General features: G+C 72.3%; 16 protein-coding genes and 1 pseudogene. 7 read left to right on the top strand and 10 right to left on the bottom strand.

The window, feature by feature from the left end; genetic code table 11:
* Position 1: 1 nt before the first annotated feature.
* The gene (gene uvrA / locus B0I33_RS18895; protein ID WP_106180111.1) at positions 2–2,857 is read right to left on the bottom strand and encodes an excinuclease ABC subunit UvrA; all 2,856 of its coding nucleotides are present in this window, start codon (positions 2,855–2,857) and stop codon (positions 2–4) included.
* Between the two features lie 186 nt (positions 2,858–3,043).
* The gene (locus B0I33_RS30815) at positions 3,044–3,199 is read right to left on the bottom strand and encodes a hypothetical protein (RefSeq protein ID WP_181193359.1); all 156 of its coding nucleotides are present in this window, start codon (positions 3,197–3,199) and stop codon (positions 3,044–3,046) included.
* Positions 3,200–3,335: 136 nt separating this feature from the next.
* Here B0I33_RS30815 and B0I33_RS18890 point away from each other — a divergent pair, with 136 nt between their 5' ends.
* Positions 3,336–4,013, top strand: a complete 678-nt coding sequence (locus tag B0I33_RS18890) for an MBL fold metallo-hydrolase (RefSeq protein ID WP_106180110.1) — start codon at positions 3,336–3,338, stop codon at positions 4,011–4,013.
* A gap of 37 nt (positions 4,014–4,050) precedes the next feature.
* Here B0I33_RS18890 and B0I33_RS30915 read toward each other — a convergent pair.
* The 3 genes and pseudogenes from B0I33_RS30915 to B0I33_RS18880 form a co-directional block, all read right to left on the bottom strand.
* A pseudogene (locus tag B0I33_RS30915) lies at positions 4,051–4,173 on the bottom strand (hypothetical protein); the annotation flags it as partial.
* Positions 4,174–4,241: 68 nt separating this feature from the next.
* Entirely contained in the window at positions 4,242–4,607 is a 366-nt protein-coding gene (locus tag B0I33_RS18885; RefSeq protein WP_106180109.1) for an SCP2 sterol-binding domain-containing protein, read from the bottom strand.
* An 82-nt stretch (positions 4,608–4,689) separates the two neighbouring features.
* Positions 4,690–5,448 carry an ABC transporter permease gene (locus tag B0I33_RS18880; RefSeq protein ID WP_181193358.1) on the bottom strand — a complete coding sequence of 253 codons (759 nt, stop codon included), beginning with the start codon at positions 5,446–5,448 and terminating at the stop codon, positions 4,690–4,692.
* Between the two features lie 116 nt (positions 5,449–5,564).
* On the opposite strand from B0I33_RS18880, the gene B0I33_RS18875 reads away from it, so the two are divergent.
* Positions 5,565–6,236 (top strand): histidine phosphatase family protein, encoded by a 672-nt coding sequence (locus B0I33_RS18875; RefSeq protein ID WP_106180108.1) that lies wholly within the window; start codon positions 5,565–5,567, stop codon positions 6,234–6,236.
* Positions 6,237–6,448: 212 nt separating this feature from the next.
* On the opposite strand, the gene B0I33_RS18870 is transcribed toward B0I33_RS18875, so the two are convergent.
* Positions 6,449–7,225: an ABC transporter permease gene (locus B0I33_RS18870; RefSeq protein WP_106180107.1), complete on the bottom strand. Its 777-nt coding sequence runs from the start codon at positions 7,223–7,225 to the stop codon at positions 6,449–6,451.
* Positions 7,222–8,157: an ABC transporter ATP-binding protein gene (locus B0I33_RS18865; RefSeq protein ID WP_106180199.1), complete on the bottom strand. Its 936-nt coding sequence runs from the start codon at positions 8,155–8,157 to the stop codon at positions 7,222–7,224. The genes B0I33_RS18870 and B0I33_RS18865 overlap by 4 nt, the downstream gene beginning before the upstream one ends.
* A gap of 149 nt (positions 8,158–8,306) precedes the next feature.
* Here B0I33_RS18865 and B0I33_RS18860 point away from each other — a divergent pair, with 149 nt between their 5' ends.
* The 5 genes from B0I33_RS18860 (at position 8,307) to B0I33_RS18840 (ending at position 12,242) form a co-directional block, all read left to right on the top strand.
* Entirely contained in the window at positions 8,307–9,428 is a 1,122-nt protein-coding gene (locus B0I33_RS18860) for a sensor histidine kinase (protein WP_106180106.1), read from the top strand.
* Positions 9,425–10,123 (top strand): response regulator, encoded by a 699-nt coding sequence (locus tag B0I33_RS18855; RefSeq protein WP_106180105.1) that lies wholly within the window; start codon positions 9,425–9,427, stop codon positions 10,121–10,123. Before B0I33_RS18860 ends, B0I33_RS18855 begins: the two co-directional genes overlap by 4 nt.
* 4 nt (positions 10,124–10,127) lie before the next feature.
* The gene (locus B0I33_RS18850; RefSeq protein WP_106180104.1) at positions 10,128–10,805 is read left to right on the top strand and encodes a helix-turn-helix transcriptional regulator; all 678 of its coding nucleotides are present in this window, start codon (positions 10,128–10,130) and stop codon (positions 10,803–10,805) included.
* 161 nt (positions 10,806–10,966) lie between these two features.
* Positions 10,967–11,551, top strand: a complete 585-nt coding sequence (locus B0I33_RS18845; protein WP_106180103.1) for a DNA-binding protein — start codon at positions 10,967–10,969, stop codon at positions 11,549–11,551.
* 37 nt (positions 11,552–11,588) lie between these two features.
* A complete protein-coding gene (locus B0I33_RS18840; protein ID WP_106180102.1) occupies positions 11,589–12,242 on the top strand; it encodes an RES family NAD+ phosphorylase in 654 nt (217 codons plus the stop codon).
* On the opposite strand, the gene B0I33_RS18835 is transcribed toward B0I33_RS18840, so the two are convergent.
* From B0I33_RS18835 to B0I33_RS18825, 3 genes are all read right to left on the bottom strand, one after another.
* Positions 12,224–12,667 carry a DUF8021 domain-containing protein gene (locus B0I33_RS18835; protein ID WP_106180198.1) on the bottom strand — a complete coding sequence of 148 codons (444 nt, stop codon included), beginning with the start codon at positions 12,665–12,667 and terminating at the stop codon, positions 12,224–12,226. The genes B0I33_RS18840 and B0I33_RS18835 overlap by 19 nt on opposite strands.
* A gap of 75 nt (positions 12,668–12,742) precedes the next feature.
* Entirely contained in the window at positions 12,743–14,695 is a 1,953-nt protein-coding gene (locus tag B0I33_RS18830; protein WP_106180101.1) for a S9 family peptidase, read from the bottom strand.
* 37 nt (positions 14,696–14,732) lie between these two features.
* Positions 14,733–15,737 carry a TerC family protein gene (locus tag B0I33_RS18825; protein ID WP_106180100.1) on the bottom strand — a complete coding sequence of 335 codons (1,005 nt, stop codon included), beginning with the start codon at positions 15,735–15,737 and terminating at the stop codon, positions 14,733–14,735.
* Positions 15,738–15,863 lie beyond the last annotated feature (126 nt).

Genomic DNA, 15,863 nt, shown 5'->3' with positions numbered 1-15,863 from the left:
TTCAACCGAGGATCGGCTTGAGGAACTGGCCGGTGTAGCTGTCCGGATCGTCGGCGACCTGCTCCGGGGTGCCCTCGGCGACGACCATGCCGCCACCGGAGCCACCCTCCGGTCCCATGTCGATGATCCAGTCGGACGTCTTGATCACGTCGAGGTTGTGCTCGATGACGATCACCGTGTTGCCCTTGTCCACCAGGCCGTTGATGACACCCAGCAGCTTGCGGATGTCCTCGAAGTGCAGGCCCGTCGTCGGCTCGTCCAGGATGTACACCGTCTTGCCGGTGGACCGCTTCTGCAGCTCGCTCGCCAGCTTGACGCGCTGCGCCTCGCCGCCCGACAGGGTGGGCGCGGGCTGGCCGAGCCGGACGTAACCGAGACCCACGTCGACCAGGGTCTGCAGGTGCCGGTGGATCGCCTTGATCGGCTCGAAGAACTCGGCGGCCTCCTCGATCGGCATGTCGAGGACCTCGGCGACCGTCTTGCCCTTGTAGTGGACCTCCAGCGTCTCCCGGTTGTACCGGGCGCCCTTGCAGACCTCGCACGGCACGTAGACGTCCGGCAGGAAGTTCATCTCGATCTTGATGGTGCCGTCGCCCGCGCAGGCCTCGCAGCGCCCGCCCTTGACGTTGAACGAGAACCGTCCCGGCTGGTACCCGCGGACCTTGGCCTCCGTGGTGGCGGCGAAGAGCTTGCGCACGTGGTCCCACACCCCGGTGTAGGTGGCCGGGTTGGACCGTGGCGTGCGGCCGATCGGCGACTGGTCGACGCGCACCAGCTTGTCGACGTGGTCGAGCCCCCGCACGCGGGTGTGCCTGCCGGGCACCTGGCGGGCGTTGTTCAGCTTGTTCGCCAGCACGGTGGCGAGGATGTCGTTGACCAGCGTCGACTTGCCCGAGCCCGAGACACCGGTGACCGAGATCAGGACACCGAGCGGGAAGGACACGTCGATACCACGCAGGTTGTGCTCCCGCGCGCCCACGACCGTCAGCTGCCGCTTCCTGTCGGCCGGGCGGCGGATGGCCGGGATGTCGATGCGCCTGCGGTCGGCCAGGTAGTCGCCGGTGAGCGAGTCCTTGTTGCGCAGCAGCTTCTTGTACGGTCCGCTGTGGACGATCCGGCCGCCGTGCTCACCGGCGCCGGGGCCGATGTCCACGACCCAGTCGCTCGCCCGGATGGTGTCCTCGTCGTGCTCGACGACGATGAGCGTGTTGCCGAGGTCGCGCAGCCGGGAGAGCGTCTCGATGAGCCGGTGGTTGTCGCGCTGGTGCAGCCCGATGGACGGCTCGTCGAGCACGTACAGCACGCCGACCAGGCCGGAGCCGATCTGTGTCGCCAGCCGGATGCGCTGCGCCTCGCCGCCCGAGAGGGTGCCCGCCGCCCGGTCGAGCGAGAGGTAGTCGAGACCGACGTCGAGCAGGAAGTGCAGCCGGGCCTGGATCTCCTTCAACACGGCACCGGCGATCATCGCCTGCCGCTTGTCCAGCACGAGGCCGTCGAGGAACTCCGACGCCTCGGCGACCGAGTACGCGCAGACCTCGGCGATCGACCGGGGACCGAGCGTGGCGTGTTCGAGCGTGACGGCGAGGATCTCCGGCTTGAGCCTGCTGCCCTGACACGCCGGGCACGGCACCTCACGCATGTAGCCCTCGTACCGCTCCCGCGCGTAGTCGGAGTCGGTCTGCTCGTGCCGCCGCTCCAGGAACGGGATCACGCCCTCGAAGTTGGCGTAGTACGAGCGCTGCCTGCCGTAGCGGTTGCGGTAGCGGACGTGGATCTGCTCGTCGACGCCGTGCAGCACCGCCTTCTGCGCCTTCGCGGGCAGCCTGCGCCAGGGCACGTCCATGCGGAAGCCGATGGTCTCGGCGAGCGACTGCAGGAGCCGCTGGAAGTACTCGGCGCTCTGCCCGCCGCCCCACGGCGCGATGGCGCCCTCGCCCAGCGAGAGCTCGTCGTCGGGCACGACCAGCTCCGGGTCGACCTCCTTGCGCACGCCGATACCGGTGCACTCGGGGCAGGCGCCGTACGGCGAGTTGAACGAGAACGACCGCGGCTCGAGGTCCTCGATGGCGAGCGGGTGCCCGTTGGGGCACGCCAGGTTCTCCGAGAAGCCGCGCAGCCGGTGCGGGTCGCCCTCGGGCAGGTCGACGAACTCCAGCTCCACCAGGCCGTCGGCGAGCCGGAGCGCGGTCTCGACGGAGTCGGTCAGCCGCTGCTTGGCCGTGGGCTTGACCGTGAGCCGGTCGATGACCACCCCGATGTCGTGCTTCTCCTGCTTCTTCAGCTTCGGCGGGCTGGCCAGCGAGTGCACCTCGCCGTCGACCCTGGCCCGGGCGTAGCCCTGCTGCTGGAGGTTGGCGAACAGGTCGACGTACTCGCCCTTGCGCCCGCGCACGACCGGGGCGAGCACCTGGAAGCGGGTGCCCTGCTCCATGTCGAGGACCTGGTCGACGATCTGCTGCGGCGTCTGCTTGCTGATCGCCTCGCCGCACTGCGGGCAGTGCGGCTTGCCCGCCCGCGCGTACAGCAGGCGGAGGTAGTCGTAGACCTCGGTGATGGTGCCGACCGTGGAGCGCGGGTTGCGCGAGGTCGACTTCTGGTCGATCGACACCGCGGGCGAGAGGCCCTCGATGAAGTCGACGTCGGGCTTGTCCATCTGCCCCAGGAACTGCCGGGCGTAGGCCGACAGCGACTCCACGTAGCGCCGCTGGCCCTCCGCGAAGATCGTGTCGAAGGCCAGGCTGGACTTGCCGGAGCCGGACAGCCCGGTGAACACGATCATGCTGTCCCGCGGAAGGTCGAGGTCGACACCGCGCAGGTTGTGCTCGCGGGCGCCACGAACTACAAGGCGATCAGCCACCCGAAGGTCCCTTCACAACTGGTCTGTGGAATGCCGGTGACACCGGCCCGCACCCATGCTAGGTCGCGCCCCCGACAAAAACGGACGACGGAGGGCCGGGCAGCCTGTCGACGGATGCGCCGGGCCGCCCGCCGTCGGCACGCGGCCTCGCCAGTACACGGTACGCCGGTCGCTCCACCAGCACCGTCAGGAGCCACCCGCGACGACGATCGCGCCGCCGACCACGCTCAACCGGAGCCACCCGTCCGGGACACCGAGCTCGGGCAGCACCCTCCCCAGCGGGTAGCCGAGCTGCTGGTGCGCCAGGCCGATGCCGAAGCTCGCGCCGGCGAGCCACGTCACCCGTCCGCGCGGCCGGCACGGCTACGTCGCCGCGCCCAGGGCAGGCCCGACGAGGTAGCCGGCGAGCACGAGCAGGGTCACCGTGCGGCCGCGCCGGGGTGGAGTGGCGGACAGCCGACCGGCTACGGTGTGGCGGGTGAACGTCGTTGAGGAGTACACCGGTCATGTCAAGCCGGGCGGGGACGCCGCGCGGCGCACGCTCGGCGCGCTGACGATCACCAAGCTGTCGGTCGGCCCGATGGACAACAACGCCTACCTGCTGACCTGCCGGGGCAGCAACGAGGCCCTGCTGATCGACGCCGCGGCGGACCCGGAGCGGATCTCCGACCTGATCGGGCACGGCGACGACCGGCCCGCGCTGCGCACGATCGTCACGACGCACCAGCACCCGGACCACTGGCAGGCGCTGGGCGCGGTGGCCGGGGCGTACGGCGCGAACACGGCCGCACACCCCGACGACGCCGAGCCGCTGCCGGTGCCGCCGGACTTCCTGCTCGAGCACGGCGACACGGTGCGCGTGGGCGAGTGCACGCTGGAGGTCATCCACCTGCGCGGGCACACCCCGGGCTCGATCGCGCTGCTGTACCGGGACCCGGAGGGCCACCCGCACCTGTTCACGGGCGACTCGCTGTTCCCCGGCGGCATCGGCAAGACCACCTCGCCCGAGGCGTTCCGGTCACTGCTGGACGACGTCGAACAGCGGGTGTTCGACCGGCTGCCGGACGACACCTGGTTCTATCCCGGCCACGGCGACGACTCGACCCTCGGCGCCGAGCGCCCGAAGCTGCCGGAGTGGCGCGAACGCGGCTGGTGACCCGGCGGGCGAGTCCCGGTGCCGGCTGGAACTCGTCGATCGCCGCGGGCCGGGGCAGAGCCTCGGCGAACCCGACAGGATCGTCCGCTGCCCGAGCCAGCACGGCCTCGTCATCGAAACCGAACCAGGCATGCCCTGGCAGGTCGAGCAGGTCTCGCACCAGCGTGGTCTTCCCCGTCTGCCGCGCCCCGCCGAGCAACACGACACGGAACGAGGAAGGCAGTTCGGTCACCCTGTGTGCCGCGTCGCGCCGCGGCAACCGGCACGCGCCGCGGTGGCGAGCAGGCGGCGCAGCGCGTCGGCATCGCCCGTGACGTCGGCCCGGCCGTCCGCGAGGGCGCCGTCGAGTGCGGCCGGATCCTCGATCAGCGCGGTGAGCGTCCACGGGTCGGTGCGTACGGTGACGTCGGCGTCGGCGCTCTCCCCGGGCGCGATCCGGGGCGGCGGACCACCGTCCACGCGCAGGGTCCACACGCGACCGTCGAGCCAGAAGCACCCGGCGAAGGGCGGCTCCACGGCTCCGGCGGCCCGGCCGCGCAGAGGGAGCAGCACCGAGGGCACGGCCGGGGGCGCGGTCCCGCGCGACCCCGACACGCGCCATCCTCAACGCGGCACTCGCGAGCCTGGGCGGGGCACTCGCGAGACCGGACGCGGCACTCGAGGTGCGGCCGCCCGGTCACGCCGGAGATGACCAGTCGGCGTGCAGCCTGCGGGCGGCGACGAGCTGCACGGCGAGCAGGACCGCCACCGCCTCCGCGGCGAGCAGGCCGATCAGCACGAGCAGCTGCGTCACCCCCGCCTGCACCGGGCTCGCCCCGCCCAGGAGCACCCCGACGTACGCCCCGGGCAGGGTCACCAGGCCGACCGTGCGGGTCTGGTCGAGCGGCGGGATGAGCGCGTGTCCCGCGGAGCCGCGGCAGATCTCCAGCGCCGCCGCCCGCTGCAGGAACCCGAGCGAGAGCGCCGCCTCGTACTCGCCGTAGCGGTTCCGCAGCTCGTCGACCGCCCGCCGCGCCGCCTGCGATGTCGCGGTCATGGCGCCCCCGATCACGATCCCGGCGACCGGCACCACCGCGACCGGTTCCCGCGGCACGACCCCGGACCCCAGCACCAGCGCCAGCACCGGGGCGACCCCGCCACCGATCGCCAGCGCCGCCCACGCCACGTCCCGGGGCGCCCCGACGCGCCGGGCCGAGGTCACGGCGGCCACGGTGAACATCAGCAACACGAAACCCGCGGTGAGCCAGCCGGACCGGAGCACGGCCGCGATCACCAGCGACACCGCCGCGAGTTGCACGACCGCGCGAAGGCCCGCGGTCAGCACGGCCCGGCCCGAGCCGAGCTCGCCCCGCCACACGACCACCGCGGCGAGCAGCAACAGCACCAGCAGGACGGCCGCCAGCATCGGTCCGGCCACGATCGACCCGTTCGTCACGCGGATGATCGTGCCGCAGGCGCGCCCGCACGCACCCACCGTGGCGTTCGGTGCGTGGAACGCACCCGCGGCCACAGTGGGGGCGGCACGGGCGGCATCGGTTAGTCTCCGCACCCGTGACCACCGACGAGCAGCGCGAGTACCGCCAGTTCCGCTTCCAGCCGCCGCCGGAGGCCACCCGGGTCCTGCTGGTCCGGCACGGCGAGTCCGCGCCCGCGCGCCCCGATTCGCCGTTCCCGCTCGTCGGCGGCCAGGGCGACCCCGAGCTCGCACCGGAGGGCAGGGCACAGGCCGAGCGCGTCGGGAACCGGCTCGCGACGGAGCCGATCGACGCCATCTACGTCACGCCGCTGCGCCGCACCGCGGAGACGGCCGCACCGCTGGCCGAACGGCTGGGCCTGCGGCCCTCGGTCGAGGAGGACCTGCGCGAGGTGCACCTCGGCGAGTGGGAGGGCGGGCTCTACCGCAAGCACCTCGCCGACGGCCATCCGCTCGCGCAGCGACTGCGCGCCGAGCAGCGCTGGGACGTGATCCCGGGCGCGGAGCGGGCCGAGGCCTTCGCCGCGCGGGTGCGGGGCGCCGTCGAACGTCTTGCGGCCGCCCATCGCGGGCACCGGCTCGCGGTGTTCACCCACGGCGGCGTCATCGGGCAGGCTCTGGCGCTCGCCACGGACTCGCGGCCCTTCGCCTTCATCGGCGCCGACAACGGGTCCATCTCCGAGCTCGTCATCGTCGGCGAGACGTGGATCGTGCGCCGTTTCAACGACACCGCACACCTCACCGGCTGAACGGACCGGCCCGCCCGGTCGCGCGCCGCCGACGGGACAACGCGGAACCGGCACGAACGCGGACCGGGGACCCCGGATGCGATCAGCAGGAGGCCGACCGCAACATCCGAGCGGTCCCGCGGCGCGGCGCTGCAGGACGACGATCCCCGGTACGGCTCGGTAGGCCGCCCGGCGAGACCCGGGTGGTGCGACGGAACGGCCGCCCGCGTCGTCTAGCTCCACCGGAACAGCCGCGCCGATGCCACCCCGGCCAGCACCGCCGTCACCGTGAGGGCGACGATCTGGCCCCCGTGTGGGCCGGTCCCCGTCCAGCAGGCGCCGAGCGCGTCCATGCCCGCTCCGAAGGGCAGGTACGCACCGGCGGTGGCCAGCCAGTCGGGCAGGTTCTCCCTGCCGCCGAACCCACCACCGAGTGCAAAGAACGCGAAGAAGACGACCAGTCCGATCGCGACGGACGAGTTCACCGTGGGTGAGATCGCGGCCACCAGCATGCCGACCGAGTACATCGCGGCGGCGATGAGCAGGAAGACGCCGACCGCGGCGAGTGCGGACCGCGGAGCGGTCACGTCGAACGCGAGCCGGGCCACCACCAGCGCCAGGATCACGCCGGACACTGACTGGACGAAACTGACCACCACCTGCGCGACCAGCACCATGGCCGGGTGCGCCGGGGTCACCGACAGCCTGCGCAGTACGCCGGTCTTGCGGTAGGCGGCGAGGAACGACGGCATGTTCACGACTCCGACGAGCGCGACCACCATCGCGATCGTCAGGGGCACGACATAGGCGTCGAGGGGCGGCAGACCGCCGAACTCAGGCACCGGGGCACGGTCCGAGCCCAGCCCGTTCATCACCATGATGAGCATTGGCAGACCCAGCGGGATGACCAGGCCGGCGGTGTCCCTGGCGACGAGTTTTCCCTCGGTCAGGATCAGCAGGACCCACGCCCGGGGCCCCGGGCGCAACGTGGGAACGGCCTCGGCGGTCATTCCCTCTCCCCGTCCGGTGCCGGCCTGCGCCCGGTCACGGCGAGGAACGCGTCGTCGAGAGTGGCCCGATCCAGCCGGATCTCGGTCGCCACGACGCCCTGGCGCACCAGCTCGGCGTTCACGGCATGCGCCAGGTCACCGGTGCCGGTCACCACCGCCTCGCCCCGCTGAGTCGTCACGCCGGACACTTCGGCCAGGCCTGCCAGCCTGGCCCGGTCGAACGGTCCGGTCGCACGGAAACGCACCCGCTGCTGCACACCCGCTCGCGCGATGAGCCCGTCCGGCGTGTCGAGCGCGGCGAGCCGGCCGCGGTCGATGATCGCGACGCGGTCGCACAGGCGCTCCGCTTCCTCCATGAAATGGGTGATCAGCAGCACCGTCACCCCGGATTCGCGCACCTGCTCCACCAGCTCCCAGGTGTCCCGGCGGGCCTGCGGGTCGAGGCCTGTGGTCAACTCGTCCAGGACGGCGATCCTGGGTTTCCCGACGAGCGCGAGTGCGATCGAAAGCCGCTGGGCCTGGCCACCGGAAAGATCGGCGAAAGCCGTGTTGCGGCTGGCGGTCAGCCCGAGCTCGGCCAGCAGCCGCTCGGGCTCGACACCATCGCGGTAGAACGATCGGTACAGGGTGAGCGCCTCGCCGACGCGCAGCCTGTCCGGCAACATGCCGTGCTGCAGCTGCACCCCGAGTACCTGGCGCAGCCGGGCCCGGTCCCGCAGTGGATGCAGGCCGAGCACACTGATCCGGCCCGCGTCGGGCTTGCGGATGCCCTCGACGCACTCGACGGTCGTCGTCTTGCCCGCGCCGTTCGGCCCGATCATGCCGAAGATCTCGCCCCGCGCTACGGCGAAGCTCACCTCGTCGACGGCGACGGTTCCGCCGTAGCTCTTGCACAACTCATCGACTTCGATCACTGGACTGGTACCGGACATGCTCACCTCCGATTCGTCGGCCACGATGGGCGCCGGCGCCCGACGACGTTAGGCGCGGACGGGACGGGTCGGCGCGTGCCGGAGGTCATCAACCGAGCCCGTGACTTCCGGCACGGGCGCCGGCCGCGGCGGCTTTGTAACCTGAGCCGATGCGTGAGTCGCGGCTCGAGCTCTGGGGCGCGCTCAGTCTGTGCGTGGTCTGCCTCCTCGTCGGCATTCCGGTGCTGCTGGAGCAGCTCACCGGCGGCGCGCCCACGACCGGGCCCGCCTGGCTGTGGTGGGCCTGCTACCTGGGCTATCTCGGGACGCTCGGGCTGGCGTTCACCCGCTGGCCGCTCGCCCGGCGCCACCCCGCTCCGATGGTGTCCGCCTTCGGGCTGTGCGCGGTGGGCACCGTGCTGCTGGCTCCACGCGCCGGCTGGACCGCCATCCTGCTGGTGGTCGTCGCCGCGATCGCGGCACATCTCGTGTCCCGCCGCGCGACGCTACTGCTGATCGCCGGAAACAGCGCCGTGGTCGCGCTCGTCGCGACGATCAACAGCGGCGCACCACTCGACGCGGCGCTCAGCGCGCTGATCTACGCGACGCTCCAGGCCTGTGCGGTGTGGGCGGTGTGGAGCCAGTTGCGGGAGACGGCGGCGACGGAACGGCTCGCCGTGGCCAACACCGAACTGCGGGCGGCGACCGCGTTGCTCGCCGAGTCCAGCCGCTCGGCCGAGCGGCTGCGCATCGCGCGGGAGCTGCACGACCTCGTCGGTCACCAGCTCACCGCTCTGGTTCTGGAGCTGGAGGTCGCTTCGCACCGTGACGGACAGGCGGTGACCGCACATGTGCTGCGCGCCCGCCGGCTGACCAAGGATCTGCTCGGCGACGTGCGCACCGCGGTCGGTGAGCTGCGCGGCCGGGCGGTCCCGCTGCGTGCGGCGCTGGCGGAGCTCGTCGCGGACCTGCCGCGTCCTCGGGTGCATCTCGCCGTCGACGAGGACGTCGAACCGGACGAGGCGGCGGCGGCCACGCTGATCCGCTGCACCCAGGAGGTGGTCACCAACGCCATCCGGCACTCGGAGGCGGAGAACCTCTGGATCCGGATCGCCCGCACGGGGGCCGGCACGATCACGCTCCGTGCCCACGACGACGGCCGGGGCGCCCCGCTGGTGCGGACGGGCAACGGGCTGACGGGGCTGCGGGAACGTGTCGAGCAGCTCGGCGGGGCGGTGTCTTTCGACGGTAGATCGGGATTCCAGGTCGAAGCGACGGTGCCCGTGCCATGATCCGCGTGACCGTGGTCGACGACCAGACGATTGTCCGGCACGGCATCCGCGGCCTGCTGGAGCTCTCCGGCGAGGTGCACGTCGTGGGTGAGGCCGCCGACGGGGACGAGGCGCTGGCACTGGTCACCGGTGAACCGCCCGACGTGTTGCTGCTCGACCTCAGAATGCCGGGCAGGGACGGCATCGCGACGCTGGAGGCCTTGCGCGAACGCGGCAGCACGGTGCCCACGCTGGTGCTCACCACGTTCGACGACGACGAGCTGGTGCTCAGGGCGCTCCGCGCGGGCGCGCACGGCTACCTGCTCAAGGACGTCACGCTGGAACAGCTCGTCGACGCCATCCGGACGCTGGCCGGCGGCGGCACGCTCGTCCAACCCGCGCTCACCGAACGGCTGGTCCGCAGGACGGGACAGTTGCCGCGGCAGGAGGAGTTCGACGACCTGCCGCCACCGCGGCCCCTCACCACACGCGAGACCGACATCCTGCGGCTGCTCGCGGGCGGCTACGCCAACCGTGAGATCGCCGAGGCGCTGCACCTGGCCGAGGGCACGGTGAAGAATCACGTGTCGAACCTGCTGACGAAGCTAGGCGTCCGCGATCGCACCAGAGCCGTCCTGCGCGCACTGCAGCACGGTCTTCTGTCGCCGAGCGCCGAAAGCGGGCGCGGCGGGTGTCGGGCCGCTGGGCCACGATGAACGTATGTACGCCGAGTCACCACCACCGCCGCGGCTGAGCGGGGTGCTGCGCTGCCTGTGGCGGAGCAGCGTCGGGCGGCAGCTCGTCGTGCCCGACGGCTGCCTCGACCTGGTGGTCGCGGGCGACGAGGTGTTCGTCGCCGGGCCCGACACCCGGCCCTGGCGGAGTGCGCTCGGCGAGGGCACCGTCGTCCACGGCGCCCGGTTCCGGCCGGGCCACGCGCCGCGCGTGCTGGGCGTGCCCGCCGACGAGCTGGCCAACCGGCGGGTGCCGCTCGACGAGCTGTGGGGACGGCGCGGCCGCACGGTGACCGACCTCCTGCTGCACCGCGCCGCCGCGCTGCCGGACGTGGTGGCCCGGCACGCCACCGGGATGCCCGACGCGGAGCTCGCGGTGCTGCTGGCGCGGCTGGATCGCGGGGCCCCTCGGGTCTCCGCCGCGCTCACCGGTCTCGGGGTGGGCGAGCGTCAGCTGCGCCGCCGGTTCACGGCGGCGGTGGGTTACGGGCCCGCCACCTATCTGCGGGTCGCCCGCCTGCAGCGAGCGCTGTCCCGCGCGCCGCGCATCCGGGAGCTCGCGCGGCTCGCCGTGGCGGCCGGGTACGCCGACCAGGCGCATATGTCGCGCGACTGCCGGGAACTCACGGGATGCACGCCCGGTGAGTTCTTCGGCACCCGGTGACTCCGGGCACTGGACAAGGGCCCCCCGGGCGGGCATGCTGTGTCTCGGCCGCGCTACGGGTTGTGTTTGATCGTGTGCGAATCGTAGCGATTCTGGTGAATCCGGCCACATTCTCGTCGGAACAAGCGCACGAACCCGCACATCCAGGCTAATCTATGCGTATGACTGTTGCGCTGCGAGACGTGTTGGCCAGGGCGGGGCTGAAGGCCGACACCGCGGAGTTCCTCGCCTACGTCGAGGACGCGGCGCGCAGGCTGTCCCCGCCGAACCCGGACCCGTCGCACTACTTCTCCGCCGACCAGCGCGCCGCACTGACCGAGGTGGGTCTCGACCTGACGCCGCACCGCGAGGGCGAACCCGACTACCGCGTGCGAACCGTCGCCGAGCAGGCGGTGCTCGCCGACTCGGCACTGTCGGTGCAGGACGCCGCCAAACGGCTCGGCGTCGACGACAGCCGCATCCGGCACCGGCTGAAGGAACGCAGGCTCACCGGCTGGAAGGGCCACGGCGGCTGGCGGCTGCCCGCGTGGCAGTTCACCGCGAGCAGCGTGCTGCCCGGCCTCGACGTGGTGCTCCGCGCGGTGCCGGACGACCAGCCCCCGCTCGTGGTGGCCTCGTTCATGAGCACCCCGCAGACCGACCTGGTGATCAACGGCAAGCCCGCCACCCCGAGGCAGTGGCTGCTCGCCGGTGGCGACCCCGAGCCCGTGGCGCAGCTGGTCGCCACCCTGGGCACCCCGGCCTGACCGCGAAGCACAGCCGACGGAGACGTAGTCACAGTTCATGGCAAGGCTGCCCCTGCCGCCCGCGCGGTCACTCCTGCTCAACGAGCTGAACCGCACGGAGGACATCGTGGCGGTGCATCCGGGCACGCGGCTGGTCCGGATCTTCACCGCGCACGGCAGGCACCCCCAGCGCTGGAACACCTTCCGCTACACCGGACCACTGCCGCACGGCCGGTTCGACCCGCAGCAGCCGCGCCGTGGCGCGCCCGTCACCGATCCCCGCAACGGGGTGCTGTACTTCGGGCTGTCCGTGCGGACGAGCGTGGCCGAGGTCTACCAGACCACCTCGACCGTGGACCGCAAGACCAGGGGACCGCACCTGGTGGTGGTGCGGCCCTCGCGCACCCTGCGGCTGCTGGACCTGTCCGGGCTGTGGCCCACCCGTGTCGGCGCGTCCCAGGAGATCTCCAGCGGGCCGAAGAAGATCACGCAGGCGTGGGCGCGGGCGATCCGCGCGGTGTTTCCCGACCTCGACGGCCTCTGGTACCGCTCGTCGATGGACTCGGGGGCACCCGCGCTGTGCCTGTGGGACCCGCCCGCCGGCGGCGCGCTGCCCGCCGCCCCGGACGTGCTGCTGTCCCTCGACCACCCCGGACTCGACGTGCCACTGGCCCGGGTGTGCCAGGAGCTGAACTACGTACTGCTGAACTGAGGGACGATCGTGGCGTCGATGTAGCGGATCTCGCCGTCGCGGACGAGGAAGTACTCCGTGATCTCGGTGGTGACCAGGTCGATGCCCAGCAGGCCGGTGTCGAGCAGGTAGCGCGTGTCGACCCGGTCACCGCGGACGGTGAGGGTCAGCTCGCGAATGCCGGTGATCACGCGGTACTGCGGACCGTGCTCGAGCTGCCAGCGGATGTCCGCCCCGCTGAAGCCGGTCGGGATGCCGTTCTCCACCCGCCGCGCGTCGCGGGCGAGCGGTACCGCCGAGGCGTCGTGGGTGACCAGCGCGTCGAGGTAGGCCCGCGCCGCGGCCGGGCGCACGGTGGTTCCGGTGGCGGCCGCGGCCGTGGGGGGCAGGACCGCCAGCACGCCCACCACGGCCACGGCGAGGGCCACGAGCTTTCGTCTCAGCACGGCGAACACCCTACCGAGAACGCGTTCTACCGTCCGGCCCGCGACGGGGAACCCGGTCCCCGCCACCGGGGGCGGTCACGAGCCGGGGGCGGACAGGTGCCGGGCCCACCAGTCGAGCACCGCCTCGAACCGGTGCACCCGGTGCCGCGGCCGCCCGGTCCGGCTCAGCTCGTGCCCCTCGCCGGGGAAGAGCAGCAGCTCCGTCTCGGTGCCGTTCCGCTTCAGCGCGACGAACATCCGCTGCGCCTGCTCGACCGGGCACCGCCAGTCGTGCTCGGAGTGCACGACCGCGAACGGGATCCGGATCCGCCCGGCGTGCGTCAGCGGGCTGCGGCGGCGCTGCTCCTCCGGGTCGTCGCCGACGTAGACGCCCGTGAAGAACCAGCCGATGTCGGAGCTGCCGGTGAACGAGTCCCACGCGTTCACGGCCCGCTCGCTCCAGGCCGCGCGGAACCGCTCGCCGTGGTGCGCGGCGAGCCAGCCGGTCATGAACCCGCCGTACGAGCCGCCCATCAGGCCCACCCGGCTCTCGTCGGTGTCCGCCCGCTCCAGGGCGGCGTCGAGCAGCGCGAGGATGTCGTCGGCGTCGACCGTGCCGAGCCTGCCCAGCACGGTGCGGCCGTGCTCCTCGCCGTAGCTCGCGGAGCCGCGCGGGTTGGGCAGCACCACCGCGTATCCCGCGGAGGCGTACACCTGCGCCTCGTCGAACAGGCTCCACTCGTACGGCGCGAACGGCCCGCCGTGCACGACGAGCAGGACGGGATGCGGGCCCTCGCCCTCCGGGAGAACGATCCAGCCGTGCACCGGGTAGCCGTCCGGGGCCGAGGCGGTGAGCTCCTCGGCCGGGCGGACCCCCTCGGCACGCAACGGCCCCGAGAAGTCGGTCAACGTGCGGCTGCCCTCCGGGGACAGCAGGGCGACCTCGCCCGCGTCGGCCGGTCCCGCCACCACCACGGCGACGGTGTCGCCGTCGGCGTCGGCGGCGCGCACCGCGGCACGCTCCCCCGCCAGGAGGTCGAGCCCGGCCAGCGGCAGCCGCTCCCCCGTCAGCGGAACGGCGCGCAGTTCGGCGGCGCCCCGGTGGCGCACGACCACCAGCGCGCGCTCGCCGGAGACGACCGGGCGGCCAGCTGAGACGGCGCAGTCCACGGACTCCGTGTCGGTGAGCCTGCGCGGCGCGGCCGGCTCGCCGCCCAGCGGTGCGGCCCACAGGCCGGTGTTGCGCGCGACCGGCGAGTCGGTGAACTCCGCGCCCAGGTAGAGCACCGTGCCGTCCCCGGTCACCACGGGATGGGCGGCGTTCCCCTCGGTGCGCACGGCGAGCACCGGGTCACCCCCGGCCGCGGGGACGGTGTAGAGGTCGCTGTGGTGGGTCTCGGTGCGGTCCCAGTCGCGGGGCGCGACCACGAGCACGGACTCGCCGTCGGGTGCCCACACCGGGTCGGACACCCCGGTGGCGCCGCCGGTGAGCGGTTCCGGCTCGCCCGGTTCGTCGGCGAGGACGTCGAGCACGAACAGCCGCTTCGGCCGGTCCCGGAGGAACCCGACGTCGTCGAGCCGGTAGTCGAACCGCGTGATCCTCCTCGGCGCCTCCGCCTCGGCCGCGGGAGCCTCGGCCTCGTCGCCCTCCGGCAGCCCGTAGCGTCCCGGTTCGGGGACGCGGGCGAGGAACGCGATCCGCCGCGAGTCGGGCGCCCACGCGGGCTCCTCGACGCCGAGCGGCAGCTCGGTGATCCGGCGCGACTCCCCGCCCGCCGCGGGCATCACGTGCAGCTGCGGCCGGGACAGCGGGCCGGACTTGCCGGTGGCCCGCAGGAACGCGACCCACCGGCCGTCCGGCGAGATGGCGGGCGCGGAGTCGCGTTCGCCGTGGGTCCACGGTGTGGCGCCGTCCGGCCCGACCCGGTACAGCGAGCTCCGGTAGGAGTCGGCCGCCAGGTCGGGCCGCGAGACGGCGACGAGAAGCAGGTCACCGCGCAGAGCGGGCCTGCCGGGCGTGGCGAGCAGTGCGATGTCGGTGGGGCGCATGCCCCGACACTACCCGATCGTTAGCGCGGCTAACGACCTAATGCTCGCCGCGGGACTCCTCGGGAGCCGCCGCCTGCAACTCCAGCGAGCCCACCGCCTCGGGGTCCCGCCTGGACTTCAGCAGGCTCGCGACCGTGGTGATGGTCAGGACCGTCACGATCACGCCCAGCGACATCCAGTTGTTGATCTCCAGCCAGGCCGGTGTGACGTGGTACTCGTGCAGCGCGTGCAGCACGAGCTTCGCCCCGATGAAGCCGAGGATGATCGCGAGCCCGTAGGACAGGTAGACCAGGCGCGTCACCAGGCCGCCGAGCAGGAAGTACAGCTGCCGCAGGCCCATCAGCGCGAACGCGTTGGCGGTGAACACCAGGTAGGCGTCCTGGGTGATGCCGAAGATGGCCGGGATCGAGTCCACCGCGAACAGCAGGTCGGCACTGCCGATGGCGACGATCACCACGAACATCGGCGTGATGAACCGCTTGCCGCCCTGCCGGACGAACATCTTGTGGCCGACGTAGTCGTCGGTCACCGGGAAGATCTTGCGCACCCAGCGCGTGACCGCGTTCTCGTGGTACTCCTCGTGGTCGCCGCTGCCCCGGACCATGCTGATCGCCGTCCACACCAGGATCGCGCCGAACAGGAAGAAGACCCACACGAACTGGGCGATCAGGGCGGCTCCGATCGCGATGAACGCGCCGCGCATGACCAGTGCGAGCAGGATCCCGATGAGCAGCACGCGGTGCTGGTGGATGGCGGGGACCCGGAACGACGCCATGATCACCATGAAGATGAACAGGTTGTCGACCGACAGCGAGTACTCCGTGATGTACCCGGTGAAGAACTCGACACCGGGATCGTGCCCGCCGAACAGCCAGACGGCGATGCCGAACAGGATCGCGCACGAGACGTAGAAGGTCACCCAGCGCGCGGCTTCACCCGTCGTCACCTGATGGGGTTTGCGATCGACGATCACGAGGTCGATCGCGATGAGCGCGAGCAGACCCCCGATGGTCGCGAGCCACAGCCACAACGGCACGGTCATAGAACGTCAGCCTCCGGTAGGCGGGAAAGGGACCACTACCGGAGGTCTCTTCCACCGGTGACCGGCACCGACCGACGGCGCCGGGTGCCCCGAGGGCAGCCGTGCTGACGACGCCGCCGCGAAGGA

The sequence above is a fragment of the Prauserella shujinwangii genome (assembly GCF_003001955.1).
Lineage (GTDB): Bacteria > Actinomycetota > Actinomycetes > Mycobacteriales > Pseudonocardiaceae > Qaidamihabitans > Qaidamihabitans shujinwangii.
The sequence above is the reverse complement of the archived record's forward strand: the minus strand, read 5'-3'. Positions and strand labels throughout refer to the sequence as shown.